Below are 22,818 nucleotides of genomic sequence, written 5' to 3' on the forward strand. Positions count from 1 at the left end.
CTAAATGATGAAGGACCAATTTCGAATCCAATGAAGTTCGACGTTCCACTCGATACCGGAAGTAGTGATCACAGCCACGTCGAGATTTTCAAGAGCTGGCGGTCATTCTCCGACGTATTCGATGGCGCAAAACGAATGCGTGTCGTCACCTACTGTGACTCTCCCGAGTTTATTCTGGATCTCTTCGAAGACCTCGACGACTTGGAGTCCTTAGAGGTGGTCGTCGGGGACGTCTCCGACTACCGCGAGCGCCTCATCGACAAGCCCGACCTCGCAGATCGGCTTGAACAGCTCAGGAGTGAAGGCAAGCTCGTAATCTACCTCTGTGAGAACAAGGAAGTTCACTCTAAGCTGTATCTCGTCGAGTACAACGACTCTGTCTTAGAAGAAGCGGATGAGGACGGCGATGAGGATCAGATGACCCTTGGCGGAGAGGCTCCGGTTGAAACCGAACCCGAGGACACCGATGACGGTACACCGGCGAAGGTCATCGTTGGCTCCCCGAATCTCTCTCGAAATGCATGGTCGAATCAGACGAACATAGGCGTCGTCTACGATACGAAGACGGACAGTGAGCTCTACGGGGAGTTTGAGGAGCTTTATCGCGATCACCGGGACTCGTACAACAGTGGTGGACCCTTCCTGGAAGATCTCTCCGAACAACTCGAACTCTCTGACGATGACCGAGAAGAAGTAATCAAACTGTACACCGAAGGGCGTGTGGGTACACAAGACGAACTAGGGGAGGTTCACGGTCGTCTCGCGGACCATATCGATGCAGAAGTTGAGGCGGTAGATCTCGCGCTCGATGGAGGCACGGATACCGTCGCAGAGCAGGAGTCAGAGGAGCCAGAGCTCGATACAGAAGACGAACCTGTCGAGAATGATCCTGATTTGGAAGATGCGCCACAGGACCGCATCACCTTGTCTCTACGCGGGTACGAAGAGTCAACAGTTGATACGTTGTCGCAGATGACTGACTTCGATGCGACAGTGTCGAATGATACGTTGACGACGACCCCAGATGCGTTCCAGCGGTATGCCCAACAGGTGTTCGATGTCCCGACAATGCACCTGAACGAGTCCAAGGACGAGCTGAAGTTCCATTACGACGGCACGGTCTATCGTGTCACGCAGCCACCGTCTAATCCAGAACGTGTCGACGAAGCGCTGGCCGAGATTGAGGACTACTTTGCGACGGTGGACAACTATGGGAATTCCAACAACCCAACAGCGGTCAAAGCCCACATGTATGAAGCACTACTCTGGTTCTTCTGGGCGCCGTTCGCCAATCGACAGGCTCAGTTCTATCGTGAGCACGGGATTAACCTCGACAAGGCTCTCCCGTACCTCTACGTCTTTGGCGAGTCAAACGGAGGAAAAGGGACATTCTGTCGATTTGCCCTGTCACTGATCAGTGGAAACCGTGTCGAAGCACCCGTCGACGCAGACGAAATTGGGAAGCGAAAAGTCCGGAATCTGCGTTCAGCACACACGTCGTTCCCCGTCGTCGTCGACGACATCACCAAGCAGAAGGTGAACTCGCTGGATACCCTTCGAAACTATTGGAGTGGATGGACCGGCGAAACGGCCTATCCGATGTTCGCCTTCATCTCGAACGATAAGCGCCCTGGAGAGTGGTTCCGTAACCGTGCTAAGATCCTCCGATTCGACGTGAATTTCATGACCTCACATCAGGGGGAAGCTGAAGTAAACCGTCTAATCGACACGGAGAACCCGATTTTCCAGTGGTTTGGGTACGAGTATCTCAACCGCGATCTCGAACTGGGAACTGACTCTGACGCACTTCGGGAAGTGAGAGCGGCCATGCAGGACCTCTATGAGCATGCCGACCGTCCACTGCCAGACTACTTCCCAACCGAACCGGCTGAGCAAGCATATGACACTGGCAGAGAGCGCTGGCGAAACCTCATCGACCGAGAGGACGTCGAAATTGCTAAAGACAGTGATACGCTACAGGTGACCTTCCCAGAGTCGATGAACTTCGAACTCCACGAGTACAAGCGCGACCCTCCGATGACGGTTCGAATTGAAAAGCGGGGGCTCGATTTGATCATTAAGACGCCGGACGAGTTCTTCGACTGGCTTGGGGAGACGACTACCGGCGATCCGCGAGAAGGATTCCTCTCACGCGCTCGTAGCCTTCTGAAGCGGTAACCAGGAAGCTTGTGTAGATCGGCGGACGCGATGTGACCTTCTCGTGGAACTCAACATTGCTGAATACACTCCATAGATTGTCGTTTGGCCCTCGAGCTGGCGGATTTCGTACACTGGGGAGTCAAATTTGATTGATCTACACCATAGCATCCCCCAACGTAGAGATGTATTTTCCAATTTAGCGTGTTTCGAATGTTGCTAGTGGCAAGATATAAGTCATCCCAGAATAGATGTAGTGGTATGGGAGCTGAAGACCAAGGGGAGGAGAACCGGACGTACCCGATCCACATCGGGAATACGACGATTCGGTTCGACGACCCCGTTCAGACCGCAGAGACGATTATGATCGACGCAGGAACAGACGAGGATAAGACCGACCAGAAGTGGCTCTACGCTCTGGAAGGAAAGAACAAGCCCAAAGACACTCAGTTCGAGGACTCCGACACCGTCGACCTCAGTGACGAGAATCGGAAGTTCTTCCGAATTGTCCCGAAGGGGAGCGGTCGGTCGTGAGTGAAGGCGAAACGTCGACGGGCGAGATGGATGGGCCTTCCCCACCAGCCAGGCTCGCAGAAGAGAATCTGAAACCTTCGTTTCAGAAGGCGCTTTCGGCCCTCCGAGAAAGACACACACCAGCAATCCCGGTCGGAAGACACGACGGGGAAATTGCAGTCTGGCTTGGTGAGTTCGACTTCTCCAAGTACTCACCCCCGTACAAACCGGAACGGGCGGAAGTATACACATTCCTGCCCGAAAATTTCGTGAACAGTGATCCACACTGGGTCGTTACCGTTCCACCAGTCGAGCGTTCCGACCGCACTGGATGGCAAGACAATAACCCTGACCGACGAGATCCAGACCGTCACCTCCAGAATGAGTTAGGTACTGATTCGGGTATCACATTCAGTCTAAGATGGTCGAAGCTGAATTTTAAGCCGGACAAGCCAGAGCACGCTGTGCGTGCAATCGAAGTGATCAACGCCGGCTTCGAAACAGGATAACATGACAGGAGCGTACCGTGCCCGTGCAGTCGGTGAGAAGTCGCCACCCAGTCAGGCGGCAGAATTCCAGTTTGCGCTCAGTGAGGAGGCATGGGACACACTTGATGGATTCCTGAAGCCGCCCGAAGGCCACCATCTGCATGGTTTACCCGAGCGAGGAGCCATCGGAATCATCACCCCCAGCACGGGAGACAGAAGGACGACGTACCTGTTACAGAAGGTCGTCGAACCGGGCCCGGGAGACGTCTACTTCGACGGCCAGCTAAAGTTCCACCCAGACTATACGCTGCGAGCAATCAACGAGGCTGCAGAAGTGCCAGGAGCGGGTCTAATCTTCATCCACACCCATCCGGGAAGCGGTGCGACCCCGTCTGGCCCCGACAAAATAGCTGATAAAGAAGAACTGTACGACATCGGTCTGAATCTCGGCTCGGAGGTCCCGCTCGCAGCGGGTATCGTGACAGATCGACCTAACCCCGAGACTGGCCAACGCGAATGGTCGGTTCGGGCGTATGAGTTCGTCTACCCGAACTCATCAAAGGCTGAAGGGGCAAGCCGTACCGGAGAGGAAACAGGTGAGTTCACGCACGCAACAGCGGTCCGAGTTGTAGGTGAACGAATCAAAAAGCTCCCAACGATCAGGGATGCTGCTGGGCCGGCTGGTACGGGCGGAGCGATCGACTCGGAAGCTCAGGATTCAACGGTAGAGCTCTGGGGGGAACGCGGTCAACAGACGCTTGCTGGCTTCCGCGTTGGAGTCGTAGGTCTCGGAGGCGTCGGTTCGCTCCTCGCCGAACAGTTAGCGCGTCTCGGCGTTGAAGAAACGGTCTTCGTCGACTTCGACTACCTCGAACGTGCGAACCTCAATCGGTCTTACGGCGCTACAGCTGATGATGTCGGTAAGCCGAAAGTCGAGGTGGCAAAGAAAGTCGCGGAGCGGTCGGCGACGAACCCGCGATTCACCGCACAGGCAGAGTACGGAAGCGTAGTCGAGGAAGACGAGGAGCACGCTTGCCTTCCACAACTACTCAACTGCGATGTCATCATCAACGCCGCTGACACGCACTGGGTTCGATTCCTCCTTGACGAGGTTTCGCATGCTCACCTCATTCCCGTTCTTGACGGAGGAACCGAGCTCATCCCGAATGACGAAAAAGATGAACTCGACATCGGGTCTAGATCGCTCATCTCCGCTACGGGACCAGGACATCCCTGTCTCGAGTGTACTGGCCACTGGTTCCACGGAGATGAGGAAGAGGGCGTGATTCACGACAGAGAGCCAGATGCCGCCCGTGGGGCGGGATACGTCCAAGGCCTGGATGACGGTGAAGAGCTGGCAGATGATGGCGAAGGTGATGAGCGGGCGCCCTCCGTGGCCACGAACAACGGGCTCGTGGCATCACTCTTGGCCCTTCGTTTCCAAGCGCTTGCAGTCGGCATCACCTCACAAGCTCTCGTTGGCAGTCAGGAGTACGATGCTCTCTTTGGTACGGTTGGCTGGCAAGAAGATAGCAATAATGAAAAACGGATCTCGTGCAAGGAGGACTGCGCCCGGAAAGAAGCACTCGCACGGGGTGACCACTACGAGTTGCCGACTGAGCCCGATCCGACATTCCGGAAGGTCCTTGAAGAACACAGAGAGGGCGATCAGCAACGAGAGACCGCCGAACCGGATGATGAAGAGCAAACAGAGAGGGGCGTCTTTCAGCGCATTACTGCGTATGTCGCTCGTCTCGTGAACCGAAGCTCGAAGGAATCGTCTCAGTAGAGCGAAAAATAGACAATCACAACATACGATCACGTGAATCGAGAATCGTCCGTGGAGAAGACAATCGAGTGGCTTAGAAACCGGCCCTACTACGAGGGGCAAATCACCCATCAGGAGCGAACGCCAGGGGCCTCGGCCGAAACCTCACCAATCGATCTTGATCACCGGTTAGCGAGCGCACTCTCTCGTCACGATATCAACGAACTCTTCCAACACCAAGCGGACGCAATCGAAGTCGTCCGAGACGGAGACAATGTCGTACTCGCTACTCCGACGGCTAGCGGTAAGAGTCTCGCCTATACGGTGCCAGCACTCGAGCGCGCTCTTGATCACCACGGTAAGACGCTCTATATCGCACCGATGAACGCTCTGATTAACGATCAAAGAGATACTATTTCCAAGATTGCTGCAGGTCTTGAGGGGAGTCGGAGCGTCGACGTTGCGACATATACAGGACTACTGACGGACTCCGAGAAACGTGAAGTCTGGGCCCGCCAACCAGATGTTCTCTTGACCACCCCCGATATGATCCATAAAAGTTTGCTCCCATATTCTAAATCACCAAAACACTGGAAGTGGCTCTTCCAACAGCTCGAGACGGTCGTCGTCGACGAAGTACACGAGTTCCGAGGGATATTCGGAAGCCACGTCTCACTAATTTTCCGTCGTCTCTCGCGTTTGGCAGAGTACTACGATTCTACTCCCCAGTACATCTGCTGCTCTGCAACTATCGGGAATCCAATCGAACACGCAGCAGCAGTCACTGGACAGCAACCCAGCCAGTTCTCACTAATCAACGACGATGCTAGTGCGACAGGCCCTCGCCAGTGGGTATTCTGGAATCCACCGCTAAGAGAAGACGAGGAACTGGAGGCAGAATCGGCGACAGCCGACGGACCACCTTCAAATGCGGAAGGCAGTTCTGAAGCGAGTCCACCACCATCAAGCCCGGTTGAAGTACCCCACCACAACGAGATTATAGGCGGAGAGCGCCGTTCCCATCACCCAGAAACGGTGCGGTTGTTCTGCGATCTTGTTCAACGAGGGTATCAGACGCTCGTCTTCACACGGGCCAGACAGGGAACCGAGCAGTACGCAAACTGGTGCGATAGCAAGCTTCGAAAGCGTGGTGAACACGAGCTAGCCGACCAGGTTACTGCATACCACTCAGCACTCCAGGACGAACGTCGGACCACCATCGAGGCGGGGCTTCGCGATGGATCCATTCGAGGTGTCTGGAGTACGAACGCACTCGAACTCGGCATCGACGTCGGCAGTCTTGACGTCGTCCTTCTCGACGGACATCCAGGAACAAGCATGAGCACATTCCAGCGCGCGGGGCGGGCAGGACGTGGAGAAAATCCGAGTCTCGTTGTCCTCGTAGCAAGTCCGAATCCGTTAGACCAGTACTGTATGGCGAATCCGGATCTCCTGTTCGACGGCGACCCTGAACAAGCAGCAGTCAACCCCGCAAACACCCAGATACTAGATGACCACGTCTGCTGTGCGGCTCAAGAGCTGTTCCTGCGCACCAGTGATGACACCTACTTTGGCGCTGAATATCCGGCGACTGTTGCGTCTCTTGATGACGCAGACCAACTAGAGCGATTTAGCTCTCGAACCGGTCCCCGGTGGAAGTACATGGGAGAGGACAGCCCGCAACACACGATGGACATCCGCTCTATCGATGATCGGCAAATCGAACTGTATGATCGACTGCGTGATAGGACACTTACCTCGCTGCCGTTTGGCGATGCGCTTCGTGATGCACACCCCGGTGCAATCTATCATCATCAAAAGGAGTCGTATCGTGTGACGGAGGCAGAATTCGATGCTGACCGTGTGCTCCTGAAGTCAGTGAACACGATGGGGTATACCCGTCCACTCACTGAGAAACGAATTACTATCGAAGAGGAGCTCAAGACGGGCGGTCTCGCCTCACAGGAGACTGTCTCTGTTGGATTTGCGGATCTCACCGTCGCCGAAGAAGTGACGGGATACATGCTCTATGACCACCCATCAGATGAGGACGGCGTCGAGCGGGCTTTCGACGAGCCGCTTCCTGAACGGACAATTCGCACCCGTGGGCTCTATTTCACAATTCCGCCGCAGATCGAGCAGGACATCAAAGCTGCGAGTGAGGAAGAGGACGGATTTCTCGCGAGTATTCACGCTCTGGAGCACGCACTGATCTCTTTGTTCCCACTCGAGATTCTCTGTGCTCGTCGCGACGTCGGTGGGCTCTCGACCGAGTATCATTCACACACTGGATGGAGCACGATTTTCGTCCACGATGGTCATCCAGGTGGAGTAGGACTTACTCGAGAAGCGTTCGGGAAGCTGGAGACAATGCTTGAGCGCACGCTGGAAATGCTCTCTAGCTGTCCCTGTGAAGACGGGTGTCCATCGTGCGTTCACTCGCCGCAATGTGGGAATGCGAATCGGACGCTAAACAAGCGGCTCGCAATCCGTCTTCTGAAGCAACTGTTAGAGGTTCCTGTTCAGCCATAGGGAAGACTATACTCAGTTATTTCAGTACTCTAAAGATTCACTGGCTGGTGAGAGCATAGTGATTGATAGCTACCACGGATCCCCGCAGATCCACTTTTGAATTCGTCTAACTACTAAGATAGGGACATCGCAGAGTTGCTAGTCAGAAAGTATAAGCCAGAGGGTTACGATAGTGAGTGTATGACCAACACGCGAAACGAGGGACAACCTGCTGATAGCCAACCGGGACAGGGGACAACCACCCACTGAGACATGGCGGGCGACCTTGGAGTACGTCTGCTTGCTCTCCGGTGTGACGCGCTAGTCGACGCTACGACGACCGCCATCGAAGATCTCGTCGATTACTTCGATGCGGATCTCATCTACATTGTCGAAGAAAAGTTGGATATGCGAACCGTAAGCACTGTCGAGCGTACCGCCTCGTGCCCGGTAATTTACACTCGGGGGAGCGCGGTTCACACTGAGACTGTTGACGGGATTACTGTATCCATCGTCAGGTCGCTCGACTTCATTGGTGGAGCCTCTACCGCCAGCGGGCAAGAGATTCCAGACGACGTCGACTACGTCATTTGTGATGAGATACAGACGAGCGTCGACTCGGTCTCTTTAGATGTCTCGCTCGATGGCCTCGAACACCTCGCTCGCTTCCAACACCGAACCGACCGAGAAGCGACGTTCCTCACCGGAGCCATGGAGGCTAGTTACGATTTCGTGTGGAAGGCCGACGTCGACGACGAGAGCGTTCGCCTTCCCGTCCGCGGGCTTGCTCCAACCCGTCGGCAAGGGGCACCCGAACTCGCCTGCCTTTCGCTTGATTCGGGTGGCCGCATCGCTTTGTCCACGACACCGGCGGATAAATTCGGCCTCCGAGCGCTCTCGGGTGTGGGCAAGGGAACCGCCCCGAAGCTCTCTCGGAATGGGTATGAGACGCGTGACGACGTCGCAGCCGCGACGGAACACGATCTTCGTGAGGTTCGAGGTATCGGTGAGTCGAAAGCGCAGAGCATCCGCCAGAGCGCCCACGCATTGTCCGAAGGATGCGTGCTCCGTCTTACAGACGAAGCTGTCCCCGCAGCAGACTACAGTCCGCTATTCATTGATATCGAGACTGACGGCCTCAACCCGAGTATCATCTGGCTCATCGGGGTTTACGACCCTGAAACCGACGAGTACGTGGACTTCATCGATACGGAACCGTCACGAGACAACCCAGGGAAAGCCACTCGAGAGTTTGTTGCGTGGCTAGCCAGCGAGTACGATCGCACGTCCCTCATCGCGTGGAACGGCCACAACTTCGACTTCAAACACCTCAGCCGATTCATCCGAGGACACGCACCGGAGTACGCAGACTACTGGTCGGACTCCGTGTTCGAGTACGACCTGTTCGATTGGGCCGTGCGAAAAGACAACGCCATCCTCCCCGGTCGGACGAATCGGGTCGAAGACGTCGCTGAGGCTCTCGGGCATGGGCGCGACTCGGCTGCTGCCGCTGTGGATGGGAAATCACTGGCGAAGACCATCCAGCGGCTTCTCGTATCTCCAGACCGCGCTCGTGACGTAGACTGGGACACTGCTCGGGCATACTGTGAGGCAGATGTCCGTGAGCTGGCTGGAGTCTACGAATCGATTGCTGAGGCGACACCTGGACACAAGCATGCCCGCGTTTCTGCTGATGAAAACACCACGCAGACCGGACTCATGGACTTCTAACAATGCACGACGACCACGATACTGACCACAGCCAGACAGACCTCACGACCAACCCAAAGGACAACACCAACAACGGTGACATCGATATCGAGACGGACATCCTCCAACTCACCGGCGAGGAGCTCGAGAGTACATACCCGAATAACCGCTACTTCGGGCAGGTTCACGAGAACTTCGAGATTCCCGCTCGTGAGGAGCAGACTGTTCCAGCAGGAGACGTGCTTCCGCCCAAGATCGCTCGAAACCTCGAATTCGACCCGTGGAGCCACCAAGCAGATGCTCTCCAAGTGCTCGAGCGCGGTGACAACGTGTGTGTGGCGACTAGTACATCCTCGGGGAAGACGCTGGTCTACGGTCTCCACATCGCTCGTCAATACCTTGAGGATCCAGAGACGCGGTCGCTTATCGTCTATCCAACGAAGGCGCTCAGTCGCGATCAGGAGCAAGAACTCAACGAGTTCCTTCGTGACACACTTGGACTCGATATCAGTGTCGGCGTCTACGATGGTGACACGAAGAGCGAGGAAAAGTCTCGAATCCGCGATGAGTGCAACGTCGTAATCACGAACTTTGTCGGGCTGAATCAGTATCTGGAGAGCCACCATCTGTGGGCAGACTTCCACTCCAACTGCTCGCTAGTCGTTATCGACGAAGCCCACATGTGGACTGGCCTCGGCGGGATGCACGTCGCTTGGATCCTCCGACGCGCCCAACGGATCATCGATTACTACGGCGGCGATCCTCAGTATGTCCTCACGACGGCGACGATCGGCAATCCTGCCGAACACGCTCTCGCACTCACGGGAGAGCCCGCGGCAGTCGTCGACGAAGATGGATCACCGCGAGGCATCCGTCACCTCGTCTTCTGGGATCCTCCGATGAGTGGTGATGACGGTCTCACCGACGATATTGACTCTCCGGCGCTGTCGAAGCGTCCGGCCACGGTCGAAGCCCCGGAAGTGTGGGCGCACATGTGCCAGAAGAACGTTCAGTCGCTCTTGTTCTGTGACTCGCGAAAGCTCACCGAACTGTCCGTCAATCGCGCGAAGAGGTTCATCAGCGATCCAGAGAACCGGTATCAGGGAAGACCGGACTTCGCATCCTACCACGCCGGACACGGTAAACAGTCCCGTCGGGGGACGGAGTACCAGCTCAAAGACGGACAGCTCGACGGCGTCTCGACGACAAGTGCCCTGGAGGTCGGCATCAATATCGGCGGCGTTGATGGGACCGTCCTCATGGGCTATCCGGGGTCGCGCCAGTCGTTCTGGCAACGAATCGGTCGATCGGGCAGAGGAACGCGAGATGCGCTCTCAGTGTTCGTTCCGAGCCACTCCACGCTCGACCAGTACATTCTCCAGCACCCGGAGTACGTCCTCGAAGAAGACCACGAGAGCGCCGTCGTCGACCTCGACAACAATCCCGTGTACCTCCAGCAACTCAACTGTGCCGCGCAGGAACTTCCCCTCACGCGCGATGATGCGGAGAATTTCGGAGGCGAGGAACGACTGGAGCGTGCAGTCGAGTACGGCCGACGGAAGGGCGACCTCGAAGGATCTCTCGAAGGCGGCGTGATGTATGCTCATCGCGACCGCCCGCAGGACGAGATCAGTCTGTACTCCTCTGGAGGGAACACCTTCGACGTGCGGCTAGCTGGTGATGGATCGATTGACCATCAACCAATCGGTCGTGACCGGGCCTACAGAGACTACCACGAGGGCGCAACTGTTCTCCACCAGGGCGAGCAGTATCAGGTCGTTGAGCTTCGGGAAGACATCCCTCAGCCGTACATCTCACTTGAGAAAGCGAACGTGAGCTACTACACTCAGTCCCAGGGCCAGGTCAACATCTACGACACGGTTGTCGAGGACTCGCGCGAGGTCGGACCGTTCACGCTCAACTGGGGGTACGGAACGGTATCTGTCCACTATAGCACGTACCTCAAGCGAGAGATCGGAAGTGGGGACGTGCTCGAACTGGGCAATGAAACTGGGGTCCCGCCGCTAGAGATGCGAACCCAGCTGTGTTGGGCGGAGACCCCCAACAAAATTGAACGGGCGATGCTCAACAAGCACTCGGAATACCACAACCCGGAATGTATCAACCTTCCACCACGGCTTCACGGGTATCTCGGTGGGATTCACGCCGTGGAACACGCTATGATCGCTGTCTCGCCACTTGAGCTGAAAGTTGATGGTGGTGACATCGGGGGTCTCGCGACCAATCGGCTTCCTGGTAATCCCGACAAAAGTGGATGGTTCATTTACGACGGTATCGAGGGGGGTCTCGGATTCTCGCGGTCGATTTACGAACACTTTGAGGACGTAGCCCAACGCGCCCACGACCTCATCGTCGACTGTTCGTGTGGTCGTGATGAAGGTTGTCCGGCCTGTACAATGGACGACCGTTGTGGTAACGATAATCGTCCACTGTACTCACCAGCAGCTGCGGATGTTCTTGAGCATCTGCTGGCCGATCAGGATGTAGATGACCTCGAGGAACACCTACCGGAGACGGATAGCGAAGTGCATCCTGTCGATGACCAGCGACCACCTGCTTCGATCTCCTAATCGATAGAATCTCTCAGCTTAAGATAGGCTATTCTTGAATCACCTACTCTGAGTGCCGGATCACTTTCCATCGACGACATTACTGGGGTCCGTGAAGGAACTGGTAAAAATGAGTATAACGAACTAAACGAACAAAACGAGTGAAACGAACGTAATGAAGGAAGTCTTAAGAACGAACTGGTTGAGACTGACCTTGCCCCCCGGGCGCAATGAACAAAACGATGGAAACGAACGTAACGAATAGAACGAATAGGTTGATAGCAACGAGTGTGTTTACTTCCACGAACGAAACGAACAGTTGGTTTTAACATCGTAGTAATCCTCACACCGAGTGAAACCCCCTCACCGAACGCACCGAACTAAACGACCAAAACGAACGAAACGAACACAACGAGAGAAACGAAGATAATGACCGACACCAATACTGCACGAATCACGGTGGCGAATCAGAAGGGCGGCGCAGGGAAGACTACCGACGTCATTCATACTGGCGGCGCACTCGCCGCCCGAGGCCACGACGTCCTCCTGGTCGATATCGACTATCACGGAGGGCTCACCTGCTCGCTTGGCTACAACGATCTGTACTACGATACCGACCGTACGACGCTGTTCGACGTCCTCGACTTCGACCAGATGGAGTCGGTGAACAACATCATCGTCAAGCACGAGGAATTCGACATCCTTCCCGCCAGCGAGAAGCTCGCGAACAACAAGAACATCCAGACCCTGCTAGAGGCGCCGAAGAGTCGCGAGCGGCTGGAGATGACACTCGACGAGCTCGACAAGGACTATGACTACATCATCGTCGACACGCCGCCATCCCTGAACGTTCTCACCGACAACGCCCTGGTCGCGACCGGCAACGTCGTCATCCCCGTCATTCCCGAGAAGCTCAACGCCAACAGCCTCCAGATTTTCGCAAAGCAGCTGAGTTCCCTCGAACAGGCATACGGAGACATCAATCGGCTCGCGATTGTCTGTAACCGCGTCGAGCAGAACGCTGAACACCGCGACACCATCGAGGAGATCAAGTCGGCGTACTCCCTCCCGGTGTTCGAAATCCCGAAGCGGACCGACCTCTCCCAGTCGATCGGCGAGGGGGTGTCCGTCTTTGGCTTCGGCAAGGAGAACCAGCGCGTCGAGGATGCACGTGACCTGTTCAACGAGATTGCCGACCTGTTCGACGAGACGTTTGAGAAGACTGCCCCTGAGGAGGTGGAAGCATGAGCGACGGCTGGGGTGATGCTTCCGGCATCGAGGGCAACTACGAAGAGGAGGACGACGAGGCTGATTCCAGCGAAACGAGTGAGGTGAGTGAAACGGTGGAAACCAGTTCATCGACCGAAACGACCGAATCGACTTCAACGAGTGAAACGAACGAAACGAGCAAAACGAAGACGAATATCAAGGACGAATGGAACGGGCGGACGATCTACATACCCGACGATGTCCTCGACGAGATGGAAGATACCTACCTCGAGTCCCAGCTAAAGCTCCGCAAGGCGGGCCAGGACGAGTTCAAGAAGAACCGCCACTTCTACCCGCTACTCGTCCAGTTCGGTGTTGAGGCGCTCTCTGAGGCGGATGCCGAGGAAATCCAGGATCGGCTTTCGGAACTCGGCGACGAATGACCTCTCGGAGAACGAGGCCTGAGATTTTGTATAGCGGTATACGATATATAATTTCCCATAGTGCGGTTTTTCGGTGCTAAGGGGCTCCAGATACTCGATTTCTCTCGATGGGGCGAATACAGCGAGTGGTCCTGATTATGCTGGTAATCACGACCACTTTGAAGTACCCCGACGCCGTCCGGTAAGCACGAATAATGCAATCAGCTCAGAACGGCGCTTCCCCCAGGGTAGAGCCGCCGAGACCCGGCTTCGAGTTTGCTGAGGTTCCAGTCAGCTACGTCGAAGAACGAGCGGAATCTGGCAGTTCGATATAGAACGAATGCCCTCAACCTATATGGAGATAGAGTGTGAACGGTACCGTATGACCGAAGACGAATCGAACTCCAAGGGGCTGATGGAGCGCCAGACCACGGGTGAAGATCGAGTGAGGATGGCCGCCCGGCAGCTGTCGGAGCCGCGGACGGCCAACTGGATCGCCTCCGAAGCGGGCTGGTCACACGAGCCGACCAAGCGGGTCCTCGAACGTCTCGTCGACGATGGTATCCTCCACCGTGATGAGAGCGGGACGCACACGACGTACTACCCCGATTACCGCCGCCAGGCGATGCAGGAAGCGATGCGCCTCCGGGATAGCGGGCACACTGTCGAGGAACTCACGGACCGGCTCGCCGATATGAAGGCGCAGATCCGCGACTGGGAGGACGAATTCGACGTCGAGTCGCCGAATCAGCTTCGCGGAACGCTCGCCGAGGAGGGTCTCGACGCCGACGAAGAAGACCGCCGGCGTGAGATTGCCCGCGAGTGGGAACATCTCCAGCGGCGCATCGACATCGTCGGCTTCGCCATCCGCGAATGGGACTTCCTTACACCAACGAACGAGCCTGCCGAGGCCAGTAGCTGACGGATGTCGGTCCCGCATCCCGGTGGCGACCCGAACGCAAACCTCTACGCCCAGCTGAAGCGGGACGTCCTCGATCGTGTACCACAGATCACGACGGTCGAGTTCGTTCCTGATGATATCGAGGCCAAGCAGCTGCGGGCCCGTTTTGATCCGGCCCGCCTTTCTCCTTCGATAGGGCCTGAGTCGCCAGAACTGTCCATCAAGTGGTATCGACAGGACCCCCACGATTGGTTCCGTATCAACTACACCGACCCGAACACGGGCTTTCACGCTGGCTGGCACCAGGACGAAGACCATCCAGATCTCGGACGAACGCATTTCCAGTACGCAGCCGACGATGAGGAAGATCGCTGGGGAATCACGTTCGACCACGAGACCCCCTCGCTAATCCTCTGGGAGATCATCGAAGCGCTCCTCGAGGATGTCCGTCCAACCTACCAGTACGGGAACGAGGACTCATGACACCACGAGAACGCGCCGACCGGTCGCTTGCGAGCTCTTTCGAACGGTATCTCCAGGACAAGGGGAAGGGTCGTGGTGGCGACGGCGGGAACTATCGACGGAACGCAGCGCGTGAGCTGGAGCGGTTTGCCGAGTGGGCCGCCGGCGACCGTGGTGACGACGACTGGACCGGGATCGTTCCCGACGACGTCGACCGGGAGCCGACCTTCGACGATCTCGACGAACGCGTCTTCCGGGAGTACGCCCGGCATCTCAGTGGAGATCGCGGACTCAAGCAGAACACGGTACAAACCTATTATCGCTATATCTCCGCGTGGTGTGGCTGGTGTGTCAACGAGGGGTACCTCGAAGCGCATTACGCGCAGCGAGCGAGTGCGATGGCGCCGTTGCCGGAGGACGACGGTCGCAAGCCCGGCGACCAGCAGGCCTGGACGTCCGAGCAGCGCCACGCACTCACCCGCCACGTCGACGAACGGGCCCGCGACGCCATCGAGACGTACACGACACTCCCGGAGGACACTGACTCCCTAGACAAGCAGCGAGCGCGCTACGCGGCGCTGAAGGCGGCTCGTGACCGGGCTCTGGTGTTCGTCCTCGCGTACACCGCCGTTCGCGTCGGGGAACTCCTCCGGGATCCGAACGACCCACGCCGGCGCGGTGTCCGCTGGGAGGATCTCTCCCTCGACGACGGGAGTATGGACGTCTACCGGAAGAAACAGCAGTGGGACGCCGCGAGTCTCCCCGACCCGGTGATTTCGCCGCTGCGGAGCTACCGGAAACTGATGGATCCGCCAGCGGACCGATGGCCAGTGTTCCCAACGTTCGATCAGCGGACACTCGCGACGCACGTCCGAGAGGAGCTCGCTGACCGAGGGCTACAACCGGACGCCATCGACGAGTACCGTGATGAGTTCGCTCGCGACCTTTTACTTACGCTTGAGGAGGATATCCGACCTCCTTCTATCACGACTGATGGCGCGCGGTCGATTCTCAAACGACTCTCCGAGGAAGGAGAGGTTGACATTGATCACCCGAAACACGACTATCTCGCTCCTCACGGCGGTCGGCGAGGTATGGGAGAGGTCCTCGTCAGAGCGTTTGGCTATACAGTCGCAGCCCGATATCTCGACAATTCGGAGGAGATGGTTCGCGAGCGCTATTCCCACATCGAAGCGGGCGAGCTTGGAGACGTGGCGACTGAAGCTCTCGACGAGGTTGACCACATAGGGACGTGACCCACCCTCTACAGTTGCTCCCGGTTGATGCTGTGAGCGACACGTACGTTGATAGTGAGTGACTACGTTACTCTCTAGCAGACCGACTGAACGATTCCGACCCCGAACTCGACCGTGAACAAGCCATCAATTCAGTGTACCCATGCCAGTCGATCCCGTCTGTGGGATGGAAATCCCACCCGAATCTGCCGAAGCGACTACCGAGTACGAAGGCGAGTCGTTCCACTTCTGCTCGAACGACTGCCAAGCGTTGTTCGATAGCGCTCCCGAGAAGTACGTCGAGACGCCACACCCTCACCTCATCGAGACAGGCGGTGCCATCATCCCTCGTCTGCCATACGGCCGTGCGAAAGGTGAATTTGACATCGATATTGCAGACCCCACGTCGCTCCAAGAGGGCGACAGTGTCCGTTTCTCGAAGGAGATTACGGACGACGACGTCCGGAAATTCGCCGAAGCGACCAGCGACACGAACGCCCTCCACCTCAACGATGCGTTCGCGGAGAAGACCCGGTTCGGCCACCGGATCGTCCACGGGACACTCGTCTCGGGACTGATCAGCGCGGCACTGGCGTGCTTTCCCGGGCTCACGATCTACATCTCGCAAAACCTAGAGTTCCAACAGCCCGTGGACATCGGCGAGACACTGACGGCTCGATGTAAAATCGTCGATGACCTCGACGGTGCCCGGTATCGCCTCACAACTCGAATCGAGAACGACGCCGACGAAATCGTGTTGGACGGAACAGCGACGGTTTTGATCGATCCGATGCCGGAGTGATCACCAGCACGTTCGACACCAGTAATGGCCATGCACCCATTTACAGCGCCTCTCGAATTGCAGCGTCGAACGCTCGAAAGAAGCGCAGATGCCGTCGAGACGATACGTTTCCTTCCGGAACGCCTCGACGACCTCGCCTCTGTCGAGGTCGGGCAGACGCCAAGTGAGGTCATCTATTCGGAGAACAAACTCGACCTTTTGCACTACGAACCCCTGACCGACGACCGGCACGACGCGCCCCTACTCGTCGTCTACGCGCTGATCAATCGCCCCTATATCCTCGATCTCCAGCCCGACAAGAGCGTCGTACGACGCTTCCTCGAGGATGGCTTCGACGTCTATCTCATCGATTGGGGGGAACCGTCCCGACTCGACGCGTCGCTAACGCTGGGCGACTACGTGAATCGATACATCGACAACTGCGTCGACGTCGTCCGAGAGCGAACTGGAACTGACGAGATCAACGTCCTCGGCTACTGCATGGGCGGGACACTGAGCACGATATACGCGGCGCTCCATCCCGAGAAGGTTAGCAATCTCGGCCTCATGGCGACGGGGCTGTGTTTCGACGATACAGGTGGTATTCTCGAACAGTGGGGGAGCGAGGAGTACTTCGACCCGGGAGCGATCACCGAGACCTACGGGAACGTGCCGGCGGAGTTTCTCGCGGCTGGTTTCGCCCAGATAAATCCCGTCGATACCTACTTCGGGAAGTACACGATCCTGTTCGACAATCTCGACGACAAGACGGCCGTCGAGAACTTCGGCCGGATGGAACGCTGGGTGCGTGACGGGGTCGACGTCGCGGGCGAGGCCTACCGCCAGTTCATCGAGGACATCTACCAGGCGAATGCTCTCTACCGGAACGAACTGGTACTGGATGGCGACCCCGTCGACATCGAGAACCTCACGATACCGGTCTTACAGATCATCGGCTCGTTCGATCACCTCATCCCACCGGGGGCCAGCAAACCATTCACGGACGTGATCCCGAGCGAGGACACCGACATCTACGAGTTCCCGACTGGGCACGTCGGAATGGCCGTCTCGGGCAAGGCCCACGCGGAACTGTGGCCCCGCGTGGCGACGTGGTTCCGGGAACGGTCGGTGACTTCGACCCACGGATCAGATACGACCGGCGCGAGCGAGGTTCCAGAGAGACCCGACCAGGAACAGTCGTTACAGAAGCTCGACGGCATCGGGCCGGCGTACGAGGAGCGTCTCCACGACGCCGGAATTTCTACGGTGAGTATGCTCGCAGGCTCGGATCCGGCCGCGCTCGCCGAGCGACTGGGTATCAGTGGTTCACGAGTGTCGTCGTGGGTCGAGCAAGCCCAACAGCTCTCCAGCTAGTTCGCTCATCGCGCTGTTTCCCGGACAGTTACCTCGGTGATATCTCCGACGGATCCCTATGTGACGACGATTCCACCGTCGATTTCCATGTATGGGTGTCCATAGCCACAGTAGGTCAGGCAGCTCAGCGTGTAATCGCCCCGTTGCGTCGCTCCTAACTGTCGCACGATGGGTCTGGTGGCATTTTGGGGGAGTGAGACAGGGTGCATCATCATCCCGCCGCCCATGTGGACCTGTCCGGAGGGCATGATCGCGAGGCTATGATCTGGGTACTGCTCGTTTGCTTCTTCGAGTAGCTCGTGGAAGTCGCCGTCGGATGGGGCCGGGATTCGTTCCGTATTTCGTTCTTCGAGGGCCTCGTGGTCGGGTAGGGTGTCTCGGATCGTCGGCGGAAGGGACTGGACGGCCTGACTCGCGAGCGTGTTGAACGAAACGACACGCAGAACATCGTTCCGTTGCAGGCTAATGCGGTCCTGTTCCTCCCCGGATTCGTCGACGATGACGAACCCCCAGTGATACGCGCCGACGTAGATCGTTCGATCGACGCCGCCGCTGCTTCCCGGGAGATTGCCGACGCAGCCCGAGAGACTTGCGAGGCCGGCTCCGAGCGTCGTGAGGAACTCGCGCCGCTGTACTGTCGGGGCCATGATTACAGACTACTGCGACTCCTCGCTGGTGAGTTTCGCCCGCCGTTCCTCGAACTCCTCGTCGGAGAGATCGCCGCGTGCGTACGCGACGCGGAGTTCCTCGAGTGCTCTGTCAGTAGTCAGGGACGACCCGACACCACCGACGAGGCCGCGATAGAGGAGATAGCCGATGCCGACGAGGACGACGAGCCAGACGAGCATCATCCCGATGCCCCACAGCGGCGAGAGGCCACCGGCCGTGCCGCCGCCCCACCACCAGCCCATCATCCCCATCATCGGGGCGGCGAAGACCATCATCAGCATCGGGAACAGGACGATCACCGCGAGGACGATCAGGACGATGCGGAGCAGGCCGTCGGAGGAGCGCTCTGTCGACATGGTATACCAGTAGAGACGTTCGTCGACTACGGGCATAAAGTTGGTCGGCTGCCAGTACTGCTCCGGGAATGGCCTGAAAGTGGGAGACAGATACGATGTTGCTCCGCGTCGTTAGCTAAGCGAAGCCGCTCAGCAGCAGTCGTTTTTGTCGGGTGACCACTCGCACGCGTCGCCCGTCGTCAGGTCGTGTTCGTCGATGTACACGGAGAGGCACGCGTAGTTACAGAAGTACGCGGGAGAGCCGCAATCATCGGTGCAGTCTCGAACACAGATGGGATCGTGATCGAAGATTCTCGACCCGCAGTACGCACACGTCTCGTCGGCGTCGGGGAGTTCGACAGTCGTAGCCATCGTGCTATTAGAATTCGATCGCTCCGATCATCGGCTCACCAACACACTTTGGACAGACGTCGGTGTCGTATTTCGCCATACAGTGCTGGTGGCAGGTGATTCCACAGTGCTCGCAGACGAACACCTCGTCGTCGCTGGCACACTGTGACTCACAGATGTAGCACCGAACCATGGTTCCTAGAACGTAGGGTGGGGACCGGCATAAATCGCCGTGCTCACCACTCTCTTCTGATTATACGTGCTCAGTCTGGCTGATCCTCTCCTAACCGCTCCTGTCGTCGCTGAAACTCCTCCTCGTCGATATCGCCGCGTGCGTATCGTCGCTGGAGGGTTTCCATCGCGGAATCATCTCCCAGTGAAGACGCATCTCCCCGACGCAGTGCCCAGTAGAGGAATCCGCCGACTAGTCCGAGCATTCCGAGTGCCCCGCCGACGAACGGCAGTCCGCCGCCCCAGCCGCCGTTCATCATTCCGGGCCCACGACCCATTCCTGGACCCATCATTCCATCACCAGGAGTCCCATTACTGCCCGCGCTCGACCCGTACGCGACAGCGCCTCGCTCGACGATCGTGTCGCTGTCCGGCACGTCGCCGTCTGGAATCGGGCTCTCTTCGGCCGGACCGCCAGGGCTGCCAACGACGATGCGACCGACCATCCCTATCGACTTGTGCGGGATGCAGTAGTAGTCGTACGTGCCCGGTTCCTCGAAGGTGTGCTCGAATCCCCCAGACGAAATGACCCCACTATCGAATGCAGTGGCGGCATCAGGAATCCGACTCTCGTAGGCCGTCGCTGAGTGTGCTCCGGCCGCAATCTCGAACCTGACGGTCGTGCCGGGCTTGACGTGGAGTCCAATCGGGTCGAAGTAGTTGTTCCCCATCCTAACGACGGGCTGCTCCTGGGCAGTGGCTGTCCGGGTGAGTCCCGCTGTCGCGACCGTGCCGGCCCCGAGCGCTCCCAAAAACTGCCGTCTACTGTAGTTCGTTATCTGTGTCATTTGGTTTTTCGTCATCTGCGTATGATGCTGGCCAGCCGTTCCGTGAGTCCGGCCGATTGCTGGTCTGCGTCTTCGATAGCCGCCTCCAGCTCGTCTCGATCGACGATGCCGATGAACTCGGCGGTCCGGTCCCCGTCCGCGTACACCAGCGTCGTCGGCGTCTTTCGGACGCCGTACTTCTCGGCCGTCTCCAGATCGGTCTGGATATCGATCTCCCGGAAGTCGACGTCCGGGTACGCCGCCTCGATACCCTCGTTTTTCTCCCGTTGCGTTGCGCACGCCCCGCAGGTTTCCTGCGTGAAGAGGATTACCTCGGTCATAGTGGTTAGTATGGTTTTGTGCTTTTAGCACATTTCTATTAATCATCGAAAGCTGTGTCCGTCTTGGATTTCAGATTCGAAGGATGGGCACGTGGGTGACCAGGCGTTGGTGGTCGACCCGACTACTCCGAGCGTTCGAGCCTGTCTCGACGCGCCTCGAACTCTTCGTCGGTCAGGTTGCCGCGCGCGTACGCCATCCGCAGTTCTTCCATTGCGGGATTCTGAGCTGACTGCGAGTCCGTCACGCGTCGAAAGACGAGGTAGCCCCCGCCCAGAATGACGAGGAGGAAGACCAGCTGGACGAGCATTCCGACGAGCGGCCACCAGCCACTGGTCGTCCCGTATCCGCCCATCATTCCGCCGTAGCCCATCATCCCACCGAAGCCCATCCCCATCGTGAGGAGGGGCAGGATGATGATCGCCCCGAGGATGAGGAGGACGATGGTCGTCGTGTCGAGCTGGTTCGACGAGGACATCGGCTCTCAGGCCTCCGACGGTGATTCGAGGTCTTCGGCGATGCTCGCGAGGACGCGCTCGAATCTGTCGTGAACCTCGGTCGCAATCGAGTCGAGCGCCTCGTTGTCGGCCATCCCGACGAGCTGTTGGGGGTCGACGGCGCTCACCATGATTTCGCCATCGTCGGTTTCGTAGACGATGACGTTACATGGCAGGAGCGCACCGAGTTCGATCTCCTCGGTCAATCCCTCGTGCGCGAGGGGTGGGTTGCATGCCCCCAGGATGCGGTATTGTCGGAACTCCTCGCCGAGTTTCTCCTCGAGCGTCGCCTGCACGTCGATGTCGCAGAGCACGCCGAAGCCTTCGTCTTTGAGCGCGTCGATGGTCGTCTCGACGACGTCGTCGAACTCGGCGGACACTGCCGTTTGTATTGTGTACGTCATGCAATAGGGTACTCCGTTTGTGGACTTAGTAGTGGGGTTCCGATTCGGTCATCGCAGGGTGGTTCACCATGCCGGAACCGATACCGCATGGCTCACCCAGCACGTTCTAACTGTTCGCGCCGCCGTTCGAACTCGTCGTCCGAGAGTTCGCCACGCGCGTAGCGCTCTCGAAGGACGGACAGCGGTCGTTCGTCGGATCGGTCACCGTCACGTCCCGTGAGCGCGAACACGAGGTAGAGCGGGACGGCGATGAGCAATCCCATCCAGAGGAGCCCCCAGAGACCCATCGCGCCACCGAAGAGCCCCCAGCCGCCGCCCATCATGCCACCACCGTAGCTCCCGCCGCCGTGGGCCGCAGCGGATCCGGTCGTCGCGACCAGTAGCGGGACGGCGAGTATCGCGAGTCGCCGAGCAGTGCGTCCGAGGTTAGTGATGAATTGCGTCATGATCGTGGGTTGGGTGGTGTGTTTCAGTGTTTATTCGATGCGTTCGGGACGGTCAGGGGCCGTCAGCAGTGGCCCTGCCCGTACATTCCGCCGTCGTAGTCGTCGTCGGCCATGTCCTGGGCCATCTCGTCGACGGTCACACCCATGTGCGACTCCATCCACTCGACGCTACCGGGGCCCATGTGGTCGGTCATGTGCGCCTCCATCCAGGCCGCCCAGTCGTCGGCGGTCCCATCGTACGGGGGCGCGTCGTCAGCGGTCGTGTCGGTTCCGTGTGCGCTGACCACGGGCGCGACGAACGCGAGTCCGACGATAGCGAGCACCACGAGCAGCCAGCCGCCGAGTTTGTAGTTGGTCATTGTCTTTCTCCTCGGTTACTCGTAGGACCGGTCGGGAGTTATCACGATGGGTGTGAATCCGCGCAGGAGAACGTTCGAGAACGTGTATAGGGCGTTCTAATCGTTTTTCAGGAATGGAATCGTTCATACCCGCTGAAATCGGTGGGGTGGACTATCCCTCCGTACGCTCAGGTGGCGACCGAAGGGTCGAGAAGGCTGAGACGACGCGCTTTGGAATGTTAACCACAACTGCAGAAAAGGTCCCTCCCCAACTAGGTCGTGTAACGATTCATCGAATCGCGGCAGCAGCGTACAGCTTCGAATTATCGCAGCAATCTCG

General features: G+C 57.9%; 23 protein-coding genes. 14 read left to right on the forward strand and 9 right to left on the reverse strand.

The genetic code is table 11. The features are described 5' to 3' along the window. The first annotated feature begins 30 nt into the window (after window positions 1-30). From P0592_RS19390 to phaC, 14 genes are all read left to right on the forward strand, one after another. Entirely contained in the window at window positions 31-2,178 is a 2,148-nt protein-coding gene (locus P0592_RS19390; protein ID WP_276274293.1) for a tyrosyl-DNA phosphodiesterase, read from the forward strand. A gap of 240 nt (window positions 2,179-2,418) precedes the next feature. Further along, the gene (locus P0592_RS19395) at window positions 2,419-2,691 is read left to right on the forward strand and encodes a hypothetical protein (protein ID WP_224215113.1); all 273 of its coding nucleotides are present in this window, start codon (window positions 2,419-2,421) and stop codon (window positions 2,689-2,691) included. Then, entirely contained in the window at window positions 2,688-3,179 is a 492-nt protein-coding gene (locus P0592_RS19400) for a hypothetical protein (RefSeq protein WP_276274294.1), read from the forward strand. The genes P0592_RS19395 and P0592_RS19400 overlap by 4 nt, the downstream gene beginning before the upstream one ends. Before the next feature lies 1 nt (window position 3,180). After that, on the forward strand, window positions 3,181-4,947 hold the full coding sequence (locus tag P0592_RS19405) for a HesA/MoeB/ThiF family protein (RefSeq protein ID WP_276274295.1): 1,767 nt from the start codon (window positions 3,181-3,183) through the stop codon (window positions 4,945-4,947). 51 nt (window positions 4,948-4,998) lie between these two features. Continuing rightward, a complete protein-coding gene (locus tag P0592_RS19410) occupies window positions 4,999-7,458 on the forward strand; it encodes a DEAD/DEAH box helicase (protein WP_276274296.1) in 2,460 nt (819 codons plus the stop codon). Window positions 7,459-7,710: 252 nt separating this feature from the next. Continuing rightward, on the forward strand, window positions 7,711-9,168 hold the full coding sequence (locus P0592_RS19415; protein ID WP_276274297.1) for a ribonuclease H-like domain-containing protein: 1,458 nt from the start codon (window positions 7,711-7,713) through the stop codon (window positions 9,166-9,168). Between the two features lie 2 nt (window positions 9,169-9,170). After that, window positions 9,171-11,738 (forward strand): DEAD/DEAH box helicase, encoded by a 2,568-nt coding sequence (locus tag P0592_RS19420; protein ID WP_276274298.1) that lies wholly within the window; start codon window positions 9,171-9,173, stop codon window positions 11,736-11,738. A 408-nt stretch (window positions 11,739-12,146) separates the two neighbouring features. After that, on the forward strand, window positions 12,147-12,965 hold the full coding sequence (locus P0592_RS19425) for a ParA family protein (protein ID WP_276274299.1): 819 nt from the start codon (window positions 12,147-12,149) through the stop codon (window positions 12,963-12,965). Continuing rightward, window positions 12,962-13,369, forward strand: a complete 408-nt coding sequence (locus P0592_RS19430) for a DUF8160 family protein (RefSeq protein WP_276274300.1) — start codon at window positions 12,962-12,964, stop codon at window positions 13,367-13,369. The genes P0592_RS19425 and P0592_RS19430 overlap by 4 nt, the downstream gene beginning before the upstream one ends. Before the next feature lie 361 nt (window positions 13,370-13,730). Further along, the gene (locus P0592_RS19435) at window positions 13,731-14,270 is read left to right on the forward strand and encodes a DUF7342 family protein (RefSeq protein ID WP_152417683.1); all 540 of its coding nucleotides are present in this window, start codon (window positions 13,731-13,733) and stop codon (window positions 14,268-14,270) included. 3 nt (window positions 14,271-14,273) lie between these two features. Continuing rightward, on the forward strand, window positions 14,274-14,732 hold the full coding sequence (locus tag P0592_RS19440; protein ID WP_276274302.1) for a hypothetical protein: 459 nt from the start codon (window positions 14,274-14,276) through the stop codon (window positions 14,730-14,732). Next, window positions 14,729-15,967 carry a tyrosine-type recombinase/integrase gene (locus P0592_RS19445; protein ID WP_276274303.1) on the forward strand — a complete coding sequence of 413 codons (1,239 nt, stop codon included), beginning with the start codon at window positions 14,729-14,731 and terminating at the stop codon, window positions 15,965-15,967. Before P0592_RS19440 ends, P0592_RS19445 begins: the two co-directional genes overlap by 4 nt. A gap of 142 nt (window positions 15,968-16,109) precedes the next feature. After that, window positions 16,110-16,748, forward strand: a complete 639-nt coding sequence (locus P0592_RS19450; protein WP_276274304.1) for a MaoC/PaaZ C-terminal domain-containing protein — start codon at window positions 16,110-16,112, stop codon at window positions 16,746-16,748. Window positions 16,749-16,772: 24 nt separating this feature from the next. Continuing rightward, window positions 16,773-18,101, forward strand: a complete 1,329-nt coding sequence (gene phaC, locus P0592_RS19455) for a class III poly(R)-hydroxyalkanoic acid synthase subunit PhaC (protein ID WP_276274305.1) — start codon at window positions 16,773-16,775, stop codon at window positions 18,099-18,101. 56 nt (window positions 18,102-18,157) lie between these two features. Here phaC and P0592_RS19460 read toward each other — a convergent pair whose 3' ends face one another. The 9 genes from P0592_RS19460 to P0592_RS19500 form a co-directional block, all read right to left on the reverse strand. Then, window positions 18,158-18,748, reverse strand: a complete 591-nt coding sequence (locus tag P0592_RS19460) for a hypothetical protein (RefSeq protein WP_276274306.1) — start codon at window positions 18,746-18,748, stop codon at window positions 18,158-18,160. Window positions 18,749-18,757: 9 nt separating this feature from the next. After that, a complete protein-coding gene (locus P0592_RS19465) occupies window positions 18,758-19,126 on the reverse strand; it encodes an SHOCT domain-containing protein (RefSeq protein WP_276274307.1) in 369 nt (122 codons plus the stop codon). 129 nt (window positions 19,127-19,255) lie between these two features. Next, entirely contained in the window at window positions 19,256-19,477 is a 222-nt protein-coding gene (locus tag P0592_RS19470) for a hypothetical protein (RefSeq protein ID WP_276274308.1), read from the reverse strand. Between the two features lie 242 nt (window positions 19,478-19,719). After that, complete coding sequence (locus tag P0592_RS19475) at window positions 19,720-20,475, reverse strand: plastocyanin/azurin family copper-binding protein (protein ID WP_276274309.1); 756 nt, start codon at window positions 20,473-20,475, stop codon at window positions 19,720-19,722. Between the two features lie 11 nt (window positions 20,476-20,486). Beyond that, window positions 20,487-20,795, reverse strand: coding sequence for a thioredoxin family protein (locus tag P0592_RS19480; protein WP_276274310.1), 309 nt, complete (start codon window positions 20,793-20,795; stop codon window positions 20,487-20,489). A 122-nt stretch (window positions 20,796-20,917) separates the two neighbouring features. Further along, window positions 20,918-21,271, reverse strand: coding sequence for an SHOCT domain-containing protein (locus P0592_RS19485; RefSeq protein ID WP_276274311.1), 354 nt, complete (start codon window positions 21,269-21,271; stop codon window positions 20,918-20,920). A 6-nt stretch (window positions 21,272-21,277) separates the two neighbouring features. Then, window positions 21,278-21,694 carry a DUF302 domain-containing protein gene (locus tag P0592_RS19490; protein WP_276274312.1) on the reverse strand — a complete coding sequence of 139 codons (417 nt, stop codon included), beginning with the start codon at window positions 21,692-21,694 and terminating at the stop codon, window positions 21,278-21,280. Between the two features lie 92 nt (window positions 21,695-21,786). Continuing rightward, on the reverse strand, window positions 21,787-22,140 hold the full coding sequence (locus P0592_RS19495; protein ID WP_276274313.1) for an SHOCT domain-containing protein: 354 nt from the start codon (window positions 22,138-22,140) through the stop codon (window positions 21,787-21,789). A gap of 62 nt (window positions 22,141-22,202) precedes the next feature. Continuing rightward, entirely contained in the window at window positions 22,203-22,499 is a 297-nt protein-coding gene (locus tag P0592_RS19500; RefSeq protein ID WP_276274314.1) for a hypothetical protein, read from the reverse strand. Window positions 22,500-22,818: the final 319 nt, after the last annotated feature.

It is taken from the genome of Haloarcula litorea, from assembly GCF_029338195.1.
Taxonomy (GTDB): Archaea; Halobacteriota; Halobacteria; order Halobacteriales; family Haloarculaceae; genus Haloarcula; species Haloarcula litorea.